We start from the raw sequence: 20,687 nt of genomic DNA, 5'->3' as shown, positions 1-20,687 counted from the left end.
AGTTAAAGCGACAGGCTCTCGATTCTGGCCATAAAAAAAGCCCTGACAGGTCAGGGCTTTAACGAATCAACCTGTGCTTTCAGCCTACCACTGGTAGCCCACACCCACGGTGATACGGGTATCCAGCTTCTTGGTGCCCGGTTGAGGCTCGTTATCGTAGTCGTATTCGTGCTTGAGTTCGCCGAACACGCCACCGACCAATGGCATGGTAAATCCGGTGTCGGCCTCTAGTTGCCAGTTGTCGTTGTTCTCGTTCGACACCGAATAATTGTTGAGATGGAAAAACTCACCACCAAAGGCGAATTTATAGCGGTAATTCAGACCGGCGGTCCAGGCCGTACGCTTGTCGCGATCTTCAAATTCAGGCGTGATTACCTCGGGTTCAATATAGTATTCATCCACGTAGGACGCACCCAGCCTGACCGACAAGGCAGTAATTTCGTTTTCCCAGAACTGGTAACCCAAACCAGAACCCGCTCGGTACTTTTTATCGATCGCTTTAGCATCATCGAAGCTGGTGGCAAGTGTATTGGTCCAGAACCAGCGCTCTGAGAAAAACCAGTCAAATTGGTATTCCAACATGGCGCGCTGCTGTTTGTCGGCACCATCTTTGGATTTGGAGTCAAACTGAGCCTTGCCGCCGTGGCGGTAGTCACCGCGACGGTACTCAGTAAAACTATCGAAAACCCAGGTATCTTCAATTTTGTTGCCACGATCCTGAAAACCAGTCAGGCTGACTTTCCCGGTCCATGCCGATGAACCCATGGCGAAGTCCTCATAGGGCTCCACTTTATTCACGGTGAGCAACGGCACATCGCCTTCTGCGCCACCGGAACAGCTGAACTTAAGTCGCGGGCCATCCATGCCCACCAGCGCACAGGGCTCGTCGTGGCCGTCTATTTTCACCAATTCGGTGCTCTGCAGGTCATCGATCTGGGCTTTGGGTACGGTGATTTCGCCCAGCGTATCGGAGACCCAAACCACATTGTCCGCATCGATGCTTTTGATCTCGCCCGACAGCACATCACCATTTTTAAAGGCCAACTTACCCGCCAGGGCGGCCTGCGAACAGGCGCACAGGGCTACAAACGTCCATAACTTCATAACTGCTCCAATCACCGTACATCTATGTTAATTTGCGGCGAATTTTAGTCGATTTGTATGAATAAATGAAAACCGATGACTTCAGGGACCAGGTTTTAGCACTTTTGCATGGCATTCCCGCCGGGCGCATCACCAGCTATGGCCGCCTGGCCGCACAGGCCGGCCACCCGGGCCGGGCACGCATGGTGGGCGCGATGATGCGCAATCTGCCCAAGGGCACGCGCCTGCCCTGGCACCGGGTGGTGGCAGCCAACGGCAAACCCGCATTTCCACAGGGATCGAAGGCTTGGCTGCGTCAGTTGGCGCTGCTGGAAGCGGAAGGGCTGAGTATCAGCGTGGCCGGCAAAGTTACCGGAGAGGTCTGGTGGCCCTGACCTGGGTCAGCGAAACAACGCCTCGAGCCGATCGCGCATGCGCCACAACAACCACAAACTCGGAATGACCATCAAGGTGGTCAGGGCGAAGAATAAGGCCCAATTGCCATCCAACCAATCCACCAGGGCGCCACTGTAGGCACTGAGCAAGGTGCGGGCGAATGTGCCCAAGGAGGCCATCAGCGCATATTGGGTGGCAGAAAACGCGCGATTGGACAGGGCCGACAAAAACGCCACAAAGGCCACCGTGGACCAGGCCTGACAAAATCCATCCACCAGCACAGTAAACGCATATAAAGGGATACTCGGTCCCACCACCGCCATCAGCGAAAACAGCAGATTGCTGGCCGCCATGGCGATGCCGCCCACCATCAGCCCTTTAACCACACCGAACCACATGGTGAAGAAGCCGCCCAGCAGCGAAAACACAATGGTGATCCACCAGCTCATCAGCTTGGAGTAAGTGGCGATGTCGGTATTGCTGAAGCCGAGTTCTTTGTAAAAGACCACCGACATACGGCCCAGGAACGCTTCGCCGATTTTGAACAAAAAAATGAACAACAAAAGCGACAGCGCCAAACGCACACCGTTGCGCTGGAAAAATTCCTGAAACGGCGCCACCACCGACAGCAACAACCAAACGCTCAACCGATGCCAACCGGAGGCCTCATACCGGATCTTTGAGGGCGGCCGACGCCATAGCCAGACAGCCGCCAGCAACACCGGGAACACCGCTGTCGCGGCCATGGTTACACTGAGTTGGTCCGCCAGCGTGAGCAGCAGTATCAGTACCAGCACTACCAGCACACCGAGCGAGGCAACCAACCGCCCCGGGCTGAAATAGCCCAGTTGCTGCCGGTATTGTTGCGCCAGGGGTGACAAAGCCTGCGCCCTGTCCACCGAGGGTTCGCGCGCAATGACCCACGCCACCAGCCCGATAAAGGCCATCATGCACGCCATCAGCCGGTATAGTTCGGGCCAACTCCAACCCGTATCGGATAACCACAGTGGCACGAAGCCCAGGCCCGCGTAGCCGGTCCACCAGCCGGCGGTGGCGGCGGAGGACGCGGCGGTAAGGGGTTCGGTTTCGTGGGCCTGAAAGCTGTCGATACGAAAAGCATCAATGGCGATATCGTGCGTGGCGGCAGCCACCGCCACCAGTAACGCCAGCGCTGCCAGGTGCTTAAGGGATTGATCCGGCGACTGCTCCGCCATCAGCCAGGCGCCGGCAATAATCACCAGCTGCCCCAACAATATCCAGCCTTTACGAACGCCCACGCCGGGCAGCTTCAGTCGATCCACCAAAGGCGACCACAAAAAATTCACCGAATAAGCAGCAAAAACGGCGCCGAAGTAACCAATGGTTGAGCGCGAGAGGCCGTGCTCCTGTAACCAGAGCGTCAGCGCCGTGCCAATGATGACCCAGGGAAACCCGCTAGAAAGGCCCAGCCAGAAAACCACCAATACGCGCCGGTCGGTAAATCGACGCAGATGAGCAAGGGTGTGCGAATTCAATTCTGTGGGGCCTGGTCAGAAAAATGAACGCCAAGGGTAACAGAGGACGCTGTTATACTCCTAGGGGACCGCTGTCGATAAACCCTACATACCAAGCGAGTACACGGTGTATCAGTTAGAAGTCCGCAACCTGACCAAACGCTATGCCCGGCACACCGCGGTGGACGCCATCAGTTTTGGCATTCCGGCCGGCCAGTGCTTTGGTTTACTCGGCCCCAACGGCGCCGGCAAAACCACCACGATTGAAATGATCGAAGGCATCACCCAGCCCTGCGCCGGCGATATTTTGTACAAGGGTAAACCGCGCGACCGCCAGTTTAAAAACGAAGTGGGCATTCAATTCCAGTCCACGGCGCTGATGGATTACCTGAGCGTGGGCGAAGTGCTACGGTTGTTTGCCGGCCTGTACAAGCGTCGCGCTGACCTCACACCGCTGATTGAATTGTGTCACCTGGGCGATTTCGTCGATCGCGATGCCGCCAAGCTATCCGGAGGCCAACGTCAACGGCTGCTACTGGCGCTGGCATTGATTAACGACCCGGAAATCATTTTTCTGGATGAGCCCACCACCGGCCTCGACCCCCAATCCCGTCGCAATTTCTGGCGCTTGATTGATGACATCAAAGCCCAGGGCAAGACGGTCATTCTCACCACCCATTACATGGACGAAGCGCAATTTCTGTGCGATCAGCTGGTGATTATGGACAAGGGAAAAATCATCGCCGAAGGCAGCCCCGAGGCGTTGCTTAAACACCATTTTGAGCAGGTATTTGTCTGCCTGGAAGCCGGCGCGCTGGATGATGTGCAAGCCGAACAATTCCAGGCGGACAGAAGCCGGGACCAATGGCAGATCGCCAGCGCCAGCGTGGAAACCACACTGCAAACCCTGATGACTCACCAGATCCCACTGACCAGCCTGCAAATCCGCACGCCCACACTGGATGATCTGTTCCTTAAACTCACCGGCAGCCAATTGCGCGACTGACAATAAGAAGAATTCACCATGTACCGATTGATCGCGCTGTTTTTTGCGCGCAATAAAGAATACTACCGGGATAAAAGTTCGCTGGTGTGGTCGTTCATCATGCCGCCGATGATTATCGGGTTAATGGCGTTGGCGTTCAGTCCGGACAACAGTGCCCTGTTTACCGTAGGCATCCAGGGCGATGCCAACCGGCATCCGTTCGATCAGGCCCTGGTCCACGGCGTCGCCGTCAATGATGCAGCCACTGGTCAGCGCCAGGTGGCTTACCATCAGATCGATATGTTATTGGACCCGGCCTCCCGCACCTATTGGATCAATCCCACCAGCCAGAAAGGCAAAACCCTGGAAGCACTATTGCCTGACGAAACCTATGCAGGTCAGGCCATCGAAGGCAATCCGATCCGCTACGTGGATTGGGTGGTCCCCGGTATTCTCGGCATGAACCTGATGTTTTCCGGCCTGTGGGGCATTGGCTATGTGATCGTGCGATACCGGAAAAACGGGGTACTCAAACGCTTGCAAGCGACGCCCACCCACCCGGTGGAATTCCTGGCGGCACAAATGTTGTCGCGTCTGATGATCATGCTTGGGGTCAGCACCATTGTTTATGTGAGCTGCGACCTGATGCTGGACTTTGTCATGCTGGGCTCCTACTGGCACCTGATTCTGGTGGCGGTTATTGGCAACCTGAGCATGCTCGCCTTGGGCCTGGTGGTGGCGGCGCGCATCAGCAGCGAAGAATTCGCCAATGGTCTGCTGAATTTCATCAGCTTTCCCATGATGATGGTGAGTGAAGTGTGGTTTTCGCTGGAAGGTGCGCCCCAGTGGTTGACCGCGCTGGCCAACCTCAGCCCGCTCACCCACATGGTCAAAGCAGCGCGCGCGATCATGATTGAAGGCGCGGGGCTTGCCGACATCACGCCGCACTTGCTGGCCATGACGGCAATGACGCTGGTGTTGCTCACGATTGCAGGCTTTTTATTTCGCTGGCAGAAAGGTTAGGCGATGGGGTTCTGGCACTTTCAATGGGGTCAGAGTCTATCCCATTCGTTAGTGGCATTCACTTCCAGCACTGTTAGAGCTTGTAGGACTCTGACCCCATTGAAAGCGCCCCCATGGAAAGGACCCTGACCAATCAATCCCGGAAATTGTCGTACTGCAACGGCATCTCTATTTCCGATGCGCGCAATAGTGCGATCACCTGCTGCAGATCATCGCGCTTCTTGCCACTCACCCGCACCTCGTCGCCCTGAATCTGGGCCTGCACCTTGAGCTTGGCATCCTTGATCATTTTAACAATCTTGCGCGCCAGGTCGGCTTCGATTCCCGTGCGCACAGTCACCGGCATCTTGGTGAGCTTACCGCTCATCACCGGCTTTCCGACCTCCAGGCAAGCGATATCAATGCCGGCTTTATGCAGCGCGCCCTGAAACACATCCAGCATCTGATTGACCTGGAATTCGGCTTCGGCAATGAGGGTAACTACATACTCGTTGCGCTCGAACTTGGCATCGACGCCCTTAAAGTCGAAGCGCGTGGTGATGACCCGGGTGGATTGATCCACGCAGTTAGTCAGTACCTGTTTATCCACTTTGGATACTACGTCAAATGAGGGCATGAGAATCTCCTGTCACAATGGGCGGATAATAGCAGACTTGCCTTTGTTAGCCTTTGGGCTATTGTCTTAAATGACCTATTGTGTTTTTTGATCAGGCCCGTAGAACTGGTTGCGAAAAACCATGGCGCAGCCGTATTTCAGCAGCCTGTTAGACCATCAGACGAAGGCACTCTCCATGCAAGCCACGGCAGGCGTAAAATACTCTCTCATCAGCAATGACGTATTGTTCAGCGATCAGGCAGACTTCGGCCATTGCCTGGACGTCATCGCGTCGTTGCGGTCCCACGCCATTGCAGGTTACTGCCTGCTACCAAACGAGCTGCACTTGCTCAGTCTCGGCCAGGAGGCCGACCTGCCTGCCCACCTGCTGCACGCGCTGACCGGGGATTCGGTCCACCCGCTGGCACAGGCTTTCAAACAGCAGCACCTGTCGCCTGCGACGCTGACCCAGGCGCTGATACGCCTGCACACCCTGCCGGTGGAGCGGGAGCAGGCCGCCAGCGCCGACGGCTACCGCTGGAGCAGTCATCACTTTTACACCGGCCAGCAGCCTGCACCCGGTTGGCTGGCGATGGAATCATTCTGGCAATTGCAGGAGGTGCGGCGCGCAAGCTGGGTCAGAACCTACGCTGCCGCGTTGAATCCCCACAAACATGCGCTGGCGATGCCGCAGATAAGCAAACCGGCACCGGCAGACCTGACCACCGACCTGGTCATCGAGCGGGTATTGGCACACTTCAGCTGTAACCCGGAGCAGCTCCAGCATGCGCGGATGCGACGGCGCCGGAACACCTTGGCCGGCATTGCCCGGGCGGCTTGCCAACAGCTCGGGCTCCATGACCTTCAACCACTTACGGCCCTGTTTGACATGGCACCTGCACAGCTTGATTCGGCGGCCCGTCAGGCCAGCCGCCAGCACGCCGGCTTACTGCATCAGTTGGTCGCCAGCCTGATGGAAAAAGCCAAACCCGCGCTCGCGCGCGCACAACCACAGGGTCGGAAGACTGCCATCATCGACAACCATGCCCCGGCTCACCTGGCTCTGGTATCAAACGCCGAGTTTATGGCTCCGCAACGAACCACAGAAACAACCGTCAGCCACCCAGCAACAGGGCAATGAGTGCGGCCGCGCACACCCACAATATGAGCGCGCGGGACATGAGCTGAACCAGCTTGTCGATTTCGGCCACCGCCGCGGTGTCACCGGCGTCGATTTCCCGCACCAGCGCGCCATCGAGTCCCAGGGCACCCCGGTTGAAGGCTTCCACCACCATGGCAGTGGGGCTTTTCATACACAAACCCAACACCCGCCACCGTTCAGCGCAGGCCACAAAATCTCCCACCATGGCCACCGACAGGTAATACACCCGCGCGGCGGGCCACTCCAGAAGCCACAACAGATGCCGAATCGGGTCCTGACTGTTCTCGCCCAGCAACGGCTCGCGGGCAGACAAGGCAGTCAAGCGGTATAACAACGCGCCTGGCGCGCCCAGAAGCGAAAACCAGAACAGCACGGCAAACATCCGCTCAAAGCCCCGGTAGCTGATGGCCTGAAACGCTTCCGCGTGCACGCCCTGCCACTGACTGTCGGTTTGGCACGCCTGTTCGCCATCCAGCCGCAACGCGTTGACCGCCTTGCAGGCATCGTCGCGCGCCTGCGCTTCCCAGGCGTCCTTGTAATCCTGCACCAGATTGTCGAGACGCCCCCGGCCCAGCGCGAACAACAAAACCGGAATGTTCAGCAAGACCAACAACCAACCGAAACCCTGAACGTACAGCGCCATCATCGCGACAAGTAGCAGGATTACCGGCAAAAACACTCCCAGCGCCAATACCGCCGCGGGGTGCTTTAATTTTGTCACGAGCCACTGACACCAGGCGCGATACCAGCTGTCTTGCTGCAACGGACCGCCAAAGCCCCATAACTGCACCAGAAGCAGCACCACCAGAAGACTGAGAAATCCCATAGCCGGTTATTGTCCTTGTTTGTTATTTGCCCCGATCATCGCACGATAATAGGCCCAATCAAATGCCCGCCCGGGATCGGTTTTGCGGGTCGGGGCTATGTCGTTATGGCCAACGATGCGATCGCCATTGATGGCCGGGAACAAACGCTGAATATCCCGGGTAACTTGCGCCAGCACATCGTACTGAGCTTGAGTGTAGGGCAGATCGTCGGTGCCTTCTAACTCAATGCCGATGGAATAGTCATTGCAATTCTGCCGGCCTTCAAACGCCGACACCCCGGCATGCCAGGCACGCCGGTTAAGCGGTACAAACTGCACCAATTCCCCACTGCGGCGGATAAACAGATGCGACGATACCTGTAGCTGGGCGATGCCAGCAAAATAAGGGTGCTCGTCTGCCGGCAAACGATTACAAAAAAAACGCTCGACAGCATCGGACGAGAAATCCCCGGGAGGCAGACTGATATTGTGAATAACCAACAACGACACGTCTGTCTGCTCGGGACGCAAATTGAAATTCGGACTGATGCAGGCGCGGGCGCCCGCAAGCCAGATATCATCCGGCTGCGCGAGGCTTGTTGAATTGGAGTCGGTCACCACTGCCCCCTGTTGTTTGCGGGGCAGTGTAACAAGGGGTTAACGCCCGCGGGAAGAGCGCAGGTTGCCAATGACCGCTTCGAGTGCGCGATCAAACAACTGGCCATCATCCAGCGTTTGCAATTTGCCGGAGCGCAGGTCTGCGGCACAGTCTGCGGCTGTTTTCTCCGCCACTTTCATACCGGCCCTGTTAACAAATATGTACTTGCCCGTGGCCTTGATAATGGCCGCGAGCCGGCAACGGAAACGCTGGTCATCGTCCACCATTTCAAACCAGCTGCCGGGGGACATACGCAGCACTTGCGCCATGAAGGCATTGTCTTCCGCCGGCGCGGCCGGGGCCGGCGGTTCAACCTCTTCCTGCCGGGCGATCAGATTTTCCACAATGACCTGCGGGGTTTCCGCAACGGGAGTGGCCGGCGTTACGGTTTCCGATACCGCAGGGACATCAACTGCCGCGGCCGGCTGTGCTGGCACCGGCTCGGGCGCAGGCGCCACGGCGGGTACCGGCGCCTTCAGGCGCGCCAGGTGTACAACCTGCAACTGCTTGAACAGTTGAGTCATCTCAAACGGGTTATAAGACACACTCTCAAGCCCGGCACGCAGGCGCTTGAGCAAATCGGGCACCAGCTGCAGCAAGCGCGCGCGCGACTGTTTGTCGAGATTGGCAGACACACTCCACACCAGGTCCGCTGCCGTCTGCAGCGCCTCGCGCCACTCTTCGGAATCGGTGTCGTGCTTCAGGCACACCAGGAACAACACATTGCCCCAGGCTTCTTTCAGCAATTTTTCCACAGCGGGATCCAGATCGCGGCCGAGCATGAGGCCATCGAGCGTTTGCGCCACCAAAGCGCGGGCGCGCTCGGAGCGGGCTTTGCCGTCTTCCGCATCCAGCGTCCGCTGTTCGAGCAAGGTTGCCCGGCGCTTTTCGCGCTCAACGAAGGACACAAAATCTGCCAGTAACTCATTAAAGATACTGATATCGCTTTCGAAATCGGTAATCAGGCGCTGCACGATGCCGTCGATCTTGCGGTACAGACCGTCTTTTTCACCGCCGTCACCCGCCCAACCCAGGGCGGCTGTCGCCAGTTCGTTTAACAAACGACGCGCCGGATGCCCGCCCTTGTTGAAAAAGGACTTATCGGCAATCGCGACCTTGAGCAAAGGAATCTGCAAACGGCCGAGCAGCGCTTTCATCGGGGCCGCCAGGTTGCGGTCATCAAGGATGAATTCGAACATCATGTTGACGAGGTTAATCACATCGTCATCCAGCTGCCCCAATCTGCGACCATCTTCGCGGGCGCGCAACACATGATCCAGCACCGAGTTCAGGTTACGCTTGCCTCCAGACAGCTCTCGCTGCTGCAGCTGAGACAACACCCGCATGACATCGTTGGTGCCAATGGTGGGACCATTGAATTCAGGGTTGAGACGATCGGGGGCATCACCGCGATGCTCGGCCAACAGTTGCTGCAAGGAATTCAGGGTTTCGCCATCGACCGCGGCATCCGACTGATCTCCCCCGCCCATGTAACCACCGGCGGAAACGGCAGGCGATGTGCGCTGTACGGCCTGACGCCGGTTCTGGCGAATCTGGGCTTTAAGCGAAGGCAGCACATTGTGCTCAATCAGCACCTTGTTGGCTTCGTCGTAGAGCTTGCCCAACTGGGTGACCACCAAACGGTCGAACAGCTTGAACAGGACCAGCCTGGCTTTGATGTCCAGCGTCATGCAGCCCGTGGCGGCCACAAAGCTGTTACACAGGGCGTCCGGGCCAAGCGGATTATTTTTCTGGTACACCTTCACCGGCACCAGATTGTCCAGGCGCAAGGCCAGGTGCTGAATGTTTTCAGCAAAGCGCTCGTTCGCCTTGTTAATCATGGAGTCAGTGGCCACTAACTCCTCAAGTTCGTCATTCTGGACCAGGGACAGATTGTCCATGGAGAATTCAGTGTCGTCTTCCTGATTTTCTGCTGCCGCGGCATCGGGGTTTGCCAGACGGGCAAAGGCCGAATCGATCTCGTCCGCGAATTGGGTTTCCACCGCGCGGCGCTTCAGGCGAACCTCGCGCATGGATTCAAAATACAGGTTCTGGTCCTGGTTGTTAGCGGCGCGGTCGGCCAGTTCGAACAGCGAATCATCTGCCTTGTCAAACAAGGTCCGCAGCAACCCGGCCAACACCTGCTTGCCTTTCTGTTGTACGGCATGCACGGGCGCGGGCAGGCGGGCCAGCAGGGCTCGCTCGATTCGACGGGCATCGGGTGCCTGATCGGACTTCAGGGGGACCACTTTAGCCCCGGTAGATCCGGATGACATGATTCAACTCCAGGGTTGGCGCTGTGTATTACTCGCTAGGGCCGGCTTAACACGGCCAGATGTTAGTATAATCATCTGTTTGTCGATACCCAGAGGCAAAGGTTCACACCGAGATCTCCATCACATGATGTTATATTAAGGGCATGTTTTAACAACCAAAAATCGCTGACTCGCCAGCCACCATTACCAGAGGGTATAAGACAGAATGCCAGACTCCCCCCCCCAGGCTGCCCCGGGCAAATCCATGGGCAAGGCCATGCTGATGATCACCTGGCTTGTGGTACTGGGGCTGCTCACACTGTGGTTTGGCCGCTGGGAAGAGCGCCAATACAACCCGAACGCAGCCCCCGAAAGCCGCCTGGCGAGCGACCAGGTCATCGTGACACTGAACGCCAATCGCTGGCACCACTATGTGAGCAACGGCACCATTAACGGTGAACCGGTCACATTCTTACTGGATACCGGGGCGACTGCAGTGTCCGTACCTGCCAATCTGGCAGACAAGCTGGGGCTGGACAAAGGCGTCCCCATGCAATCCCAGACCGCCAATGGCACCGTGCGCGTGTGGTCCACCCGGATTGACCAGTTGACACTGGGCGCAATCACACTGACCAACTTGCGTGGCAGCATCAACCCGGGCATGCAAGGCGATGAAATCCTGCTTGGCATGAGCGCACTCAAACAATTGGAAATCAGACAACAGGGCGATACCCTGACATTGATCCAGCGACACTAGCCCCGGGCAATCGGCAACCCGGACTCAACAGGCGACTGAAAACCCCTTGCACGCCCTTTTTTGCTATCATCCCGCCTCCTGAACTGAGGTGTACCATGCTGCCAGACCCACTCGCCCAACAGATCGCTGAAGACCGCATTCGCTGTGTTACTGCCGCCCTGCAGGAAGACGTAGGTTCGGGCGATATTACCGCGCAGCTGATCCCGGCCGGACAAACTGCCAGCGCACGGGTGATCACCCGTGAAGCCTGCACAGTTGCGGGCAGCGAATGGGTGAACGAGGTATTCCGCCAACTGGATCCCTCGGTTACCGTCACCTGGCACGTCCAGGACGGCGAGCGCGCCCAGCCCAACCAATTACTGTACGAGCTGAGCGGCAATGCCCGCTCGCTCATGACCGGTGAGCGCGCCGCACTGAACTTTCTACAAATGCTGTCCGGCGTTGCCACCACCTGCCGCGAATACGCCGATCTGGTGGCCCACACCCAGGTAAAACTGCTCGACACCCGCAAAACCATCCCCGGCCTGCGAACGGCACAAAAATACGCAGTCACGTGCGGCGGTTGCCACAACCACCGCATCGGTCTGTACGACGCATTCCTGATCAAAGAAAACCACATCATGGCCTGCGGCGGCATCCAGCAGGCCATCGCATCCGCCCACACAATCGCCCCCGGCAAACCGGTGGAAATTGAAGTGGAAACGCTGGAGGAGTTTCAGGCTGCGTTGGACGCGGGCGCCGATATCATCATGCTGGATGAATTTGACAAGCCCCAGACAATTGAAGCCGTAAACCTCAGGAACAACCGCCGTCCGGCGACGAAAATTGAGGCATCTGGCGGAATATCCAAGGACAACCTTGGCGAAATTGCCAGCTGGGGAGCGGATTTTATATCGATTGGCGCCCTTACCAAGCATGCAAGGGCTGTCGATCTTTCGATGCGGGTTATCAGCTAAGATGACTAAACAACCATCCAACCAGCGCACCCACTAACAGACCGGCTGCTATTTCAAGAGGCGAGTGCCCCACTCTTTCCCGCAATGCTTTCGCCGAATGATTAACCGACATTTGATTGATGCGCTCGGCATGTCGCCCGATTTGCTTACGTAAGCTTGCAGCGTCAAGCACAACGATAAATACCAGGGTAACCGCAACGCCAAAAAAAGGGGTATTCAATCCCTCTTTAAAAGCTACCAAGGATGCCATACTCCCAACAATCGCACTGTGGTTGCTGGGCATCCCACCATAGCCGATCAAATCAAAAGCCAGCCTTCGCTCCCGAATACAGTTAAAACCAAACTTTGCACAGCCTGCAACCAACCAAGCAAAGAAAGGCGTTATAAGATAAACAGGAATACTCAAGATACCCATATAACGTACCCACACCAACCAGCCCAAACACACACCGTAGCAGCCAACAATCGGTCCTCCAGCAGCACATCCGTGGGAGACTCTCCTCCGCCTGTTTGCTCGACCAAATACCAATACCGAAACAAACCAAAAAGCACTATCGGTATAGACATAATCAACTCTGGCCGCTCTGCCATCACAAACATACTGTAAAATACCAGAGCGCCCGTTGCAGACATTTCCGCATAACGGTCCACCAAATTGACACTGTAAGCTTTCAAAACAGACCGCCCAGCCTCACCGACCACCAACAACTCTTGCCTCCGTTTTACAGACGCCAGATACAACGCCAGACACAAGGTTGTAACAAACATCCAGTCAGATACCGGCACGCCAATTGCGACAGCACCTGCATACACCCGCAACACAAACCCTATTGCTATGACGAAGATATCAACGACTACCTGCTGCTTGAGGTACAGGGTGTACAGAATATTCATTACAATATACGCCGCCAGCACCACCAATACATCGGGCGTCACCCAGGCGTGCATCAGTAGCACAGCGTACAGCCCTACCAGTAATGTCCAAGCGGCGCCCAACGAGACACGCCCAGACGCCAATGGTCGTTTAACTGATTTTATTGGATGCAGCCTATCTGACTCCAAGTCTTTGATATCATTAAAAATATATACAGAAGAGGCCGCGATCGAAAAGCCTAGAAAGGCATAAAGCGCCCGAAGCACCATCGACAGGTCCATCGCCCCGCCCACGAACAGAAGAGGAGCCAGAACGAAAGCGTTCTTCACCCACTGCCTCGGTCTCATCAACTCAAGTAATGATTGCGCTGCGCCTAGTTGTAAGCCCTGCATTATTATAAAATCCCTCAACGAAAACTCAGTGAATAACCCATGATCAGCGTCGCGACCCGGTACCTGCTCTTTGCGATAATTGCAACATCCTGCAACCTTGGAGCGCAAGAAATAACACTGCTTTTTTACGCCGGACCATACAATATTCTGCTTTCAATATTCAACGGAACCATTGTGGGCCTGATCAGCAAATACGTTCTTGACAAGCGATTTATCTTCAGGCATCTCACCAAAACAAAGCTGGAAGACGCTCGATTGTTTATACTTTACTCATCAACGGGTGTACTCACCACTCTAATCTTCTGGGGCTCTGAACTGCTTTTTCACTGGGTGTTTGGAGAAAAATGGCTTAGATACTTAGGTGCAATTTTAGGCTTGGCACTGGGGTATACCATTAAATTTCACTTGGATAAGCGGTTAGTCTTCAGGTCATGAAAATACAAACCATCCATTCGTGGGGTCGCTTAACCCAAAATCAATATACTGTATTTAAGCCAACACTAGCAGAGGAAGTGCCAAACTTCCTCCACACGATTAAAGAACCCGTGCTGGCTATCGGCTTACTTCGCAGCTATGGGGACGCCTGCCTGAACAATCAAGGGCCGCTCCTTTGCACAACACAACTTGATCACCTAATTGCTTTTGACACCGAATCAGGCATTTTGCATTGCGGTGCCGGCGTAACCCTAGGGGAAATACAGCGCCTGTTTGCGCCTAAAGGCTGGATGCTCGCGGTTACCCCCGGAACCCAATTTGTGACTGTTGGCGGCGCTATCGCAAACGATGTTCACGGCAAAAATCACCACAAGCAAGGCACTTTTGGCCGTCATGCACTAAGCATCACCCTCGCAAGAACGGATAGGCCAGTGCTGCGCTGCAGCCAGGACCAGCATCCAGACCTGTTCGCAGCCACAATTGGAGGTATTGGGCTTACAGGGATCATTCTGTCCGCAGAAATCCAGCTTAAAAAAATTACAGGGACAGGCTGGCTAACTTCCGAAAACATACCCTTTTCAGACCTCAATGGTTTTTATCAGTTATCTGAGGAATCAGAGGGTTCATGGGAACATACTGTAGCTTGGTTTGATTGCCTTTCCACAAACGGAAGAGGCATTTTCAGCCGCTCAAATTATTGCAATAAAAAACTGTCACCACCAAGCAAGAGAAATGTGAGCATACCCTTTACCCCTCCCATATCACCACTAAATGGCCTGACAGTCCGGATTTTTAACGAACTTTATTACAACATTCTAAAAAGCAGGGCCAGAATCAGCGAACAGCACTACTCATCAGTATTCTATCCCCTAGACCACATATCAAACTGGAACAGAATGTACGGCAACGCCGGGTTTTACCAGTACCAGTGCGTAATCCCCGAAGAAGCTGGCATCGCACCTGTAAAAGATTTATTAAATGAAATACGGCGCTCCTCTGCCGGCTCCTTCCTTGCTGTACTCAAGAAGTTTGGCAGCCTTAAGAGCCCAGGACTGCTAAGCTTTCCAATACAGGGCACCACTATTGCATTGGACTTCCCCAATAAAGGGAAACGGACTTTGGCTTTATTCGAGAGGCTTGACAATATCGTAAGGCTTGCTGAAGGGAAACTTTACTCAGCCAAAGATGCGCGAGGCCCAAAAGATCTCCTTTTACCCAAACAAGAAATCATAGATCGGTATGTTTTGCAGCTAGACCGCGGAATTAACTCCGATTTAGCGCGACGTATCCTGCCCGAAGAGATTAACCCATGAAAAAAATTGCAATCATAGGCGCCACATCCACCATCGCCAACCACTGCGCACGCCTATGGGCCGAACAAGACGCTTGGCACTTCGTGCTCACAGGCCGAAATCAGGACAAACTAAAAATTATTGCCAGCGACCTGCTGGTACGGTCGCCAAATTCAACCGTAGATATAATAGTAGCTAACCTTGCCGACCTGAACGCGATAGAAGAAACGTGCAAAAAAATATCTGAAGGCAAGCCCCCCACTCTTGCCCTCATCGCCCACGGTACGCTATTCCCCCAAGATGATTGCGCGAACAACCTCAACACCAGCGCTCTGTCGATGCTGACCAATGGTGTTACACCCTGCTTGTACGCAGAGGCTCTGTCACGCAGTATGGCGACGATTCCAAAGTCGACGCTTATTATGATCGGCTCCGTTGCCGGAGACAGAGGCAGAAAAACCAATTACACCTACGGTGCAGCAAAGGGCTTGATGGACGTTTTTTCCCAAGGTTTGCAACACAAGTACTTTCAGTCTAGCCCACACATCTGCCTGGTAAAACCGGGGCCGACCGCAACCGCTATGACAAAAAATCTTGAGCTAAACGAAAAAGCCCTGGCCAAACCTCACGATGTAGCCCAGCAAATTGTCAGCCAATGCCACAAAAAATCAACCATCTACACACCCAGGAAGTGGTGGTTAATTATGGCAATCATTAAAAATCTGCCAAAAGCCATCTTCCTTCGGCTGAACATCTAGCCGTATCCAGACGAGGCGTCGACAACAGCCAAATTTCGCGTTGGCGCCATGTTCAAACAAGCCGCCAAAGCAGACAGCCCTGCCTACACATGAATACAGCTCCAATGGAAATGCGCGACAGCAGAGACCCTGCTGCCGCTCATAACAACCGCAGGTAGTGTGTTACTTGCCCGTTGTCGCGCAGTTGATGTAATCACAATAATCCGGCCAAAACTTGGCGATCAAGCGTTTGTCACCACGTGCCGCAAGGAACCTCTCAGCGTACTCCTTGGCCTTTTCAATATTGCCTTTGGTGTAGTGCGCAGATGCGAGTATTGCCAAATGCCGGTTATTATCTGCCCTCATTCCTTCTACGGCTTCGAGCAACCCAAACACGTCGTCCCACCTTGGAACGCCGTCCTCCTCATATTGAGCCAGTTTAGCCATGGCAAGATTGGTATAATACTCGGCCAGCAGCCCCTCTAAATACCTGAGATGACCACTGTTCTCATCGACTCCTTTAAGCAACAAGGATTCAATACCCGAAAATACCAATGCTATGGCGCTCTCGTAATTCTTTACGGCTTCGTCATAACGGCCCACCTGAGCCAATGCAACAGCGTAACCACCAAAAATCTGAGGCTTCCACCGGAAATTTTTGTTTCGTTCGTAGTATTCGACAGCATCCTCTGGGCGACCAAACTGCAAAAGGGCGGCAGGGTAATTGGTAAAAGCCACCGAATGTCGTGGCAACACACTGTAAGCCCACTCCCAAAGGGAGAGATTATTAGACCACATGTACATAACACTACGGCCTGACACAGAATAGGCCAAACACCACGACACCACCAACGCAAACATCACGGCGCTAATCAAGACACCACTTCTTATCGACATGCCACCCACCAAGGCACAACCTCCTGAATCCACCTATCACAAAAAAACAAAAAAGGGGGCCAAGCCCCCTTTTTCAACTGCAGCTTACGCCCGATTAACGGCAGTTAGCAGGCAGAAACTTATCAGCAACAGATGAGGTGTTACAAGTCCAGCTAACACCGGTGTCTGGGCTACCAGTACCCACGAAGACAACGTTACCTGAAGCAGCTGAGTTACCAATGCCGGAAGTATCAATTGCATAGGTAATGGTCGCAGCAGTACCTGAACCGGAAAAAGAAATAGTGCTCACGTAGTTGCTCTGACCCGCGTTGGTATTCACACCTGAAGCGTCAGGAGTAGTGGGCATGGTACCCATGCTCACATAATACTCAGAAACAGATGTTTTACCGGCAGCAGCCAGACCCATTACTTCGGAAATCTTGGCGCGGGTGGTGTAGTCTTGGTAGGCTGGCAGGGCCACTGCAGCCAGGATGCCGATGATTGCAACAACAATCATCAATTCAATCAGGGTAAAACCTTTTTGCGTTGTCTTCATGGATGTCTCCGTAGTATTTAGACAGGGTAATGTTAGACGCAGGGAACACAAAGCACCATTCATGCCAACTGCTAGCAACAAGTCGAACCAACCCATTTTACGGGCAAATATGTCAGCAGCCACCGCTGCAAAACCGCGCAAACCTCATGCATTGTGACATTTTTTGTCACTATATGTCATTTAATGCTGGTTACCTGAGGATACGCTGCCCAACTTGGAAAAGGATGCTAGACTTTTGCAATTAGGTAAAATACCTTCGTAAATACAGATGGTTAGTCGATAAACTTAAACACACTTGTCATTCAATCCAGCCTCAGGACGCTTTCTATCAGCGCTATGAATCCACCTACCGTACAACTTAACGGCCTTGCGCGGCGATTAGTGAAAGATGGCCTTCTTGATGAAGAGCTGGCCAAAAACGCCATAAACAGCGCGCAAAAAGAAAAGAAGCCGTTGGTTCAATATTTGGTCAGTACCAGCGCCCTCAGCGGCCAGGCTATCGCAATGGCCGCCGCCGATGAATTTGGCACGCCCCTGCTGGATTTAGACAGTCTGAACACTGACGCGATACCAAAAGACCTGGTCGACACCAAGTTAATTACCAAACATCAGGCACTGCCGCTATTCAGAAGGGGGAATCGCCTGTTTCTGGCAGTAGCGGACCCAACCAACCTGCACGCACTGGATGAGATTAAGTTTCAGACGGGATGCTCAGTCGAAGCCATTCTGGCAGAGGGCGATAAACTCTATAAAGCCATTGAAAAATTCCTGTCAGCACAGGATGAGGCACTGGGAGATTCTTTAGGAGGCCTGGATGATGAAGGCCTTGAAGATCTGGATATCGAAGCTGTCGATGAGGAAGGCAACAAGGACGATTCAGGCCCATCGGAGGCCGACGAAGCGCCAATTGTAAAGTTTATTAACAAGGTATTGCTCGATGCCATCAAAAGCGGGGCATCGGATATTCACTTTGAACCTTACGAAAAGGCCTATCGCGTCCGCTTCCGAACTGACGGGATATTGCATGAGGTAGCCAGACCGCCCGTAAATCTGGCAACCCGCTTAGCGGCCCGCCTCAAGGTCATGTCACAAATGGATATCTCGGAACGGCGCGTGCCACAGGACGGCCGGATCAAGATGAAGATTTCCAAAAGCCGGGCAATAGACTTCCGTGTAAACACGCTACCGACCCTGTTTGGCGAAAAGATAGTACTGCGGATCCTCGATCCATCTTCTGCCAAGCTGGGTATCGACGCTCTGGGCTATGAAGATACCCAGAAAAAGATGTACATGGATGCGTTGGCGCAACCTCAAGGCATGATTCTGGTCACGGGTCCCACTGGATCTGGTAAAACAGTTTCGCTGTACACCGGTTTAAATATCCTCAATACCCCGGAAATTAATATCAGCACCGCCGAAGACCCGGTAGAAATCAACCTGGAAGGCATCAATCAGGTACAGATGAACACCAAGGTCGGCCTGACGTTTGCTGAAGCGCTGCGCTCTTTCTTGCGTCAGGACCCGGATGTGGTCATGGTGGGTGAGATTCGCGACCTGGAGACCGCCGAGATTGCGATCAAGGCGGCACAGACCGGTCACATGGTAATGTCAACACTGCACACCAACTCTGCACCGGAAACACTGACCCGCCTGTTGAATATGGGCGTCCCGGCTTTTAACGTGGCCACGACAGTCAGCCTGATTATCGCACAACGCCTGGCGCGACGACTTTGCGGCAACTGTAAGCAACCCGCAAACGATATTCCGGATGAAATCCTATCGCAAGAAGGTTTTGATGACATTGGCATAGCCCGATCAGATTTTGAACTCTACCATCCCAAGGGCTGTGATCAGTGCAACAATGGCTACAAGGGCCGCGTGGGGGTTTATGAAGTGGTTCGCATTACACCCAAGATCTCCAGCATTATAATGGAGGGAGGTAACTCCCTACAGATTGCAAAGGCCGCGAAAGAAGAGGGCTTTAACAATCTTCGTGTCTCGGCATTGAGAAAAGCCGCCATGGGACTCACCAGCCTAGAAGAAGCAAATCGCGTCACCAAGGACTAATCACTGATGGCAACTGCAGCAAAAATGAAGCCCCAAGCCAAACCCACCATCTTTATTTACAAAGGTGTGGATCGGAAGGGCAAAAAAATCAGTGGTGAAATTGATGGATCCAGTGCCGCTCTTGTCAAGGCTCAACTGTTGAAACAGGGTATCAAGGCCTCGACCGTCAGGAAGAAGCCAAAGCCTCTATTTGGTGGTGGAGGCAAAGCAATACAACCTCAGGATATTGCTATTTTTACGCGCCAGATGGCAACCATGATGCGAGCGGGCGTGCCACTGGTGCAAAGCTTTGAAATCGTAGCAGACGGCCTTGAAAACCCAAATTTGCGTAAGTTAGTACTCGATATCAGGGAAAATGTAGCATCGGGTAACGGCTTTGCAAAAGCACTTGAAAAACACCCCAAATACTTCGATGAACTGTTTTGCAACCTGGTTGAATCCGGCGAACAATCTGGTGCACTTGAAACTATGCTCGATCGTATCGCCACCTATAAAGAAAAGACTGAAAAGCTAAAAGCAAAAATTAAAAAAGCAATGACCTACCCCATTGCTGTTTTAGTTGTAGCCGTTGTCGTTACTGGCATATTGTTGGTAAAAGTTGTACCACAATTCGCTGAAACCTTCTCCTCGTTCGGCGCAGAATTACCTGCATTTACACTATTGGTATTGGGACTGTCCGAATTTGCCCAGGAATGGTGGCTGATGATTGTCTTCGGCATAGTCGGCTCAGTATTCGCCCTCAAAGAGGCTGTTAAAAGATCCGAAAAGGTTGCCTATCAAAAAGATCGCCTGTCTTTGAAACTGCCCATTGTCGGACAAATTTTATACAACTCTATTGTCGCGCGGTTTGCACGCACGCTATCTACTACCTTTTCTGCCGGCGTACCACTCATTGATGCTCTGACATCTGTATCTGGCGCCGCCGGCAATGCGCTGTACAGAGATGCAATTCTGAAAGTGAGGGAAGAAGTATCTTCTGGTATTCAGCTCAATACTTCACTGCGCGCCGCCAATATGTTCCCGCCGATGCTAATCCAGATGACTGCAATTGGTGAAGAATCAGGCGCACTGGACGAGATGCTTGATAAAGTTGCGGAGTTCTATGAGGATGCAGTAGATAACATGGTAGACAACCTCACCGCACTCCTTGAGCCAATGATTATGGCGGTACTCGGTATTCTCGTAGGCGGTTTGATGGTTGCTATGTACCTACCGATTTTCCAGCTTGGCGCCGTTGTTTAAGCCTGATTACCAATCGAGATTATTTTTTTGCAATCACTGGTCGAACCT

The 20,687-nt window shown here is 53.8% G+C and carries 21 protein-coding genes; 11 read left to right on the top strand and 10 right to left on the bottom strand.

The window, feature by feature from the left end; all coding sequences use genetic code 11:
* Window positions 1–84: 84 nt before the first annotated feature.
* Window positions 85–1,104, bottom strand: a complete 1,020-nt coding sequence (locus M5M_RS17670; protein ID WP_015048877.1) for a DUF481 domain-containing protein — start codon at window positions 1,102–1,104, stop codon at window positions 85–87.
* A 65-nt stretch (window positions 1,105–1,169) separates the two neighbouring features.
* On the opposite strand from M5M_RS17670, the gene M5M_RS17665 reads away from it, so the two are divergent.
* Complete coding sequence (locus M5M_RS17665) at window positions 1,170–1,478, top strand: MGMT family protein (protein WP_015048876.1); 309 nt, start codon at window positions 1,170–1,172, stop codon at window positions 1,476–1,478.
* Window positions 1,479–1,484: 6 nt separating this feature from the next.
* Here the strand turns inward: M5M_RS17665 and M5M_RS17660 are convergent, their stop codons facing one another.
* The gene (locus tag M5M_RS17660) at window positions 1,485–2,993 is read right to left on the bottom strand and encodes an AmpG family muropeptide MFS transporter (RefSeq protein WP_015048875.1); all 1,509 of its coding nucleotides are present in this window, start codon (window positions 2,991–2,993) and stop codon (window positions 1,485–1,487) included.
* Window positions 2,994–3,099: 106 nt separating this feature from the next.
* Here M5M_RS17660 and M5M_RS17655 point away from each other — a divergent pair, with 106 nt between their 5' ends.
* Window positions 3,100–3,978, top strand: a complete 879-nt coding sequence (locus M5M_RS17655) for an ABC transporter ATP-binding protein (RefSeq protein ID WP_015048874.1) — start codon at window positions 3,100–3,102, stop codon at window positions 3,976–3,978.
* A gap of 18 nt (window positions 3,979–3,996) precedes the next feature.
* The gene (locus M5M_RS17650) at window positions 3,997–4,980 is read left to right on the top strand and encodes an ABC transporter permease (RefSeq protein ID WP_015048873.1); all 984 of its coding nucleotides are present in this window, start codon (window positions 3,997–3,999) and stop codon (window positions 4,978–4,980) included.
* Between the two features lie 133 nt (window positions 4,981–5,113).
* Here the strand turns inward: M5M_RS17650 and M5M_RS17645 are convergent, their stop codons facing one another.
* Window positions 5,114–5,596 carry a YajQ family cyclic di-GMP-binding protein gene (locus M5M_RS17645; RefSeq protein WP_015048872.1) on the bottom strand — a complete coding sequence of 161 codons (483 nt, stop codon included), beginning with the start codon at window positions 5,594–5,596 and terminating at the stop codon, window positions 5,114–5,116.
* Between the two features lie 175 nt (window positions 5,597–5,771).
* Here M5M_RS17645 and M5M_RS17640 point away from each other — a divergent pair, with 175 nt between their 5' ends.
* Window positions 5,772–6,716: a hypothetical protein gene (locus tag M5M_RS17640; protein WP_015048871.1), complete on the top strand. Its 945-nt coding sequence runs from the start codon at window positions 5,772–5,774 to the stop codon at window positions 6,714–6,716.
* Here the strand turns inward: M5M_RS17640 and M5M_RS17635 are convergent.
* From M5M_RS17635 to M5M_RS17625, 3 genes are read right to left on the bottom strand one after another with little or no spacing between them, the layout of a single operon-like run.
* Window positions 6,691–7,563: a signaling modulator of AmpD, AmpE gene (locus M5M_RS17635; protein ID WP_015048870.1), complete on the bottom strand. Its 873-nt coding sequence runs from the start codon at window positions 7,561–7,563 to the stop codon at window positions 6,691–6,693. The genes M5M_RS17640 and M5M_RS17635 overlap by 26 nt on opposite strands.
* Before the next feature lie 6 nt (window positions 7,564–7,569).
* On the bottom strand, window positions 7,570–8,160 hold the full coding sequence (gene ampD / locus M5M_RS17630) for a 1,6-anhydro-N-acetylmuramyl-L-alanine amidase AmpD (RefSeq protein WP_015048869.1): 591 nt from the start codon (window positions 8,158–8,160) through the stop codon (window positions 7,570–7,572).
* Between the two features lie 39 nt (window positions 8,161–8,199).
* On the bottom strand, window positions 8,200–10,476 hold the full coding sequence (locus tag M5M_RS17625) for a DUF1631 domain-containing protein (RefSeq protein ID WP_015048868.1): 2,277 nt from the start codon (window positions 10,474–10,476) through the stop codon (window positions 8,200–8,202).
* A gap of 205 nt (window positions 10,477–10,681) precedes the next feature.
* Here M5M_RS17625 and M5M_RS17620 point away from each other — a divergent pair, with 205 nt between their 5' ends.
* The gene (locus tag M5M_RS17620; protein WP_016389907.1) at window positions 10,682–11,212 is read left to right on the top strand and encodes a retropepsin-like aspartic protease family protein; all 531 of its coding nucleotides are present in this window, start codon (window positions 10,682–10,684) and stop codon (window positions 11,210–11,212) included.
* Window positions 11,213–11,307: 95 nt separating this feature from the next.
* On the top strand, window positions 11,308–12,168 hold the full coding sequence (gene nadC / locus M5M_RS17615; protein WP_015048866.1) for a carboxylating nicotinate-nucleotide diphosphorylase: 861 nt from the start codon (window positions 11,308–11,310) through the stop codon (window positions 12,166–12,168).
* On the opposite strand, the gene M5M_RS17610 is transcribed toward nadC, so the two are convergent.
* Complete coding sequence (locus M5M_RS17610; protein WP_015048865.1) at window positions 12,161–12,583, bottom strand: divergent PAP2 family protein; 423 nt, start codon at window positions 12,581–12,583, stop codon at window positions 12,161–12,163. The genes nadC and M5M_RS17610 overlap by 8 nt on opposite strands.
* Entirely contained in the window at window positions 12,571–13,434 is an 864-nt protein-coding gene (locus M5M_RS17605; protein ID WP_015048864.1) for a decaprenyl-phosphate phosphoribosyltransferase, read from the bottom strand. The genes M5M_RS17610 and M5M_RS17605 overlap by 13 nt, the downstream gene beginning before the upstream one ends.
* A gap of 39 nt (window positions 13,435–13,473) precedes the next feature.
* Between M5M_RS17605 and M5M_RS17600 the strand changes: the two genes are divergently transcribed.
* From M5M_RS17600 to M5M_RS17590, 3 genes are read left to right on the top strand one after another with little or no spacing between them, the layout of a single operon-like run.
* Window positions 13,474–13,869, top strand: coding sequence for a GtrA family protein (locus tag M5M_RS17600; protein ID WP_015048863.1), 396 nt, complete (start codon window positions 13,474–13,476; stop codon window positions 13,867–13,869).
* Window positions 13,866–15,182 carry an FAD-binding oxidoreductase gene (locus tag M5M_RS17595; protein WP_015048862.1) on the top strand — a complete coding sequence of 439 codons (1,317 nt, stop codon included), beginning with the start codon at window positions 13,866–13,868 and terminating at the stop codon, window positions 15,180–15,182. The genes M5M_RS17600 and M5M_RS17595 overlap by 4 nt, the downstream gene beginning before the upstream one ends.
* On the top strand, window positions 15,179–15,919 hold the full coding sequence (locus tag M5M_RS17590; RefSeq protein WP_015048861.1) for an SDR family NAD(P)-dependent oxidoreductase: 741 nt from the start codon (window positions 15,179–15,181) through the stop codon (window positions 15,917–15,919). The genes M5M_RS17595 and M5M_RS17590 overlap by 4 nt, the downstream gene beginning before the upstream one ends.
* A gap of 162 nt (window positions 15,920–16,081) precedes the next feature.
* Here M5M_RS17590 and M5M_RS17585 read toward each other — a convergent pair whose 3' ends face one another.
* Together M5M_RS17585 and M5M_RS17580 are read right to left on the bottom strand one after the other, a co-directional pair.
* Window positions 16,082–16,795: a tetratricopeptide repeat protein gene (locus tag M5M_RS17585; protein ID WP_016389906.1), complete on the bottom strand. Its 714-nt coding sequence runs from the start codon at window positions 16,793–16,795 to the stop codon at window positions 16,082–16,084.
* A gap of 94 nt (window positions 16,796–16,889) precedes the next feature.
* The gene (locus M5M_RS17580) at window positions 16,890–17,330 is read right to left on the bottom strand and encodes a pilin (RefSeq protein ID WP_015048859.1); all 441 of its coding nucleotides are present in this window, start codon (window positions 17,328–17,330) and stop codon (window positions 16,890–16,892) included.
* Window positions 17,331–17,666: 336 nt separating this feature from the next.
* On the opposite strand from M5M_RS17580, the gene pilB reads away from it, so the two are divergent.
* Both pilB and M5M_RS17570 read left to right on the top strand, forming a co-directional pair.
* Window positions 17,667–19,397, top strand: a complete 1,731-nt coding sequence (pilB, locus tag M5M_RS17575; protein WP_015048858.1) for a type IV-A pilus assembly ATPase PilB — start codon at window positions 17,667–17,669, stop codon at window positions 19,395–19,397.
* A gap of 6 nt (window positions 19,398–19,403) precedes the next feature.
* Window positions 19,404–20,639, top strand: a complete 1,236-nt coding sequence (locus M5M_RS17570; RefSeq protein WP_015048857.1) for a type II secretion system F family protein — start codon at window positions 19,404–19,406, stop codon at window positions 20,637–20,639.
* Window positions 20,640–20,687 lie beyond the last annotated feature (48 nt).

The organism is Simiduia agarivorans SA1 = DSM 21679 (assembly GCF_000305785.2).
In the GTDB taxonomy this organism is placed as follows: domain Bacteria; phylum Pseudomonadota; class Gammaproteobacteria; order Pseudomonadales; family Cellvibrionaceae; genus Simiduia; species Simiduia agarivorans.
Note: the sequence above shows the minus strand (reverse complement) of the source record. Positions and strands in the feature narration are given on the sequence as shown.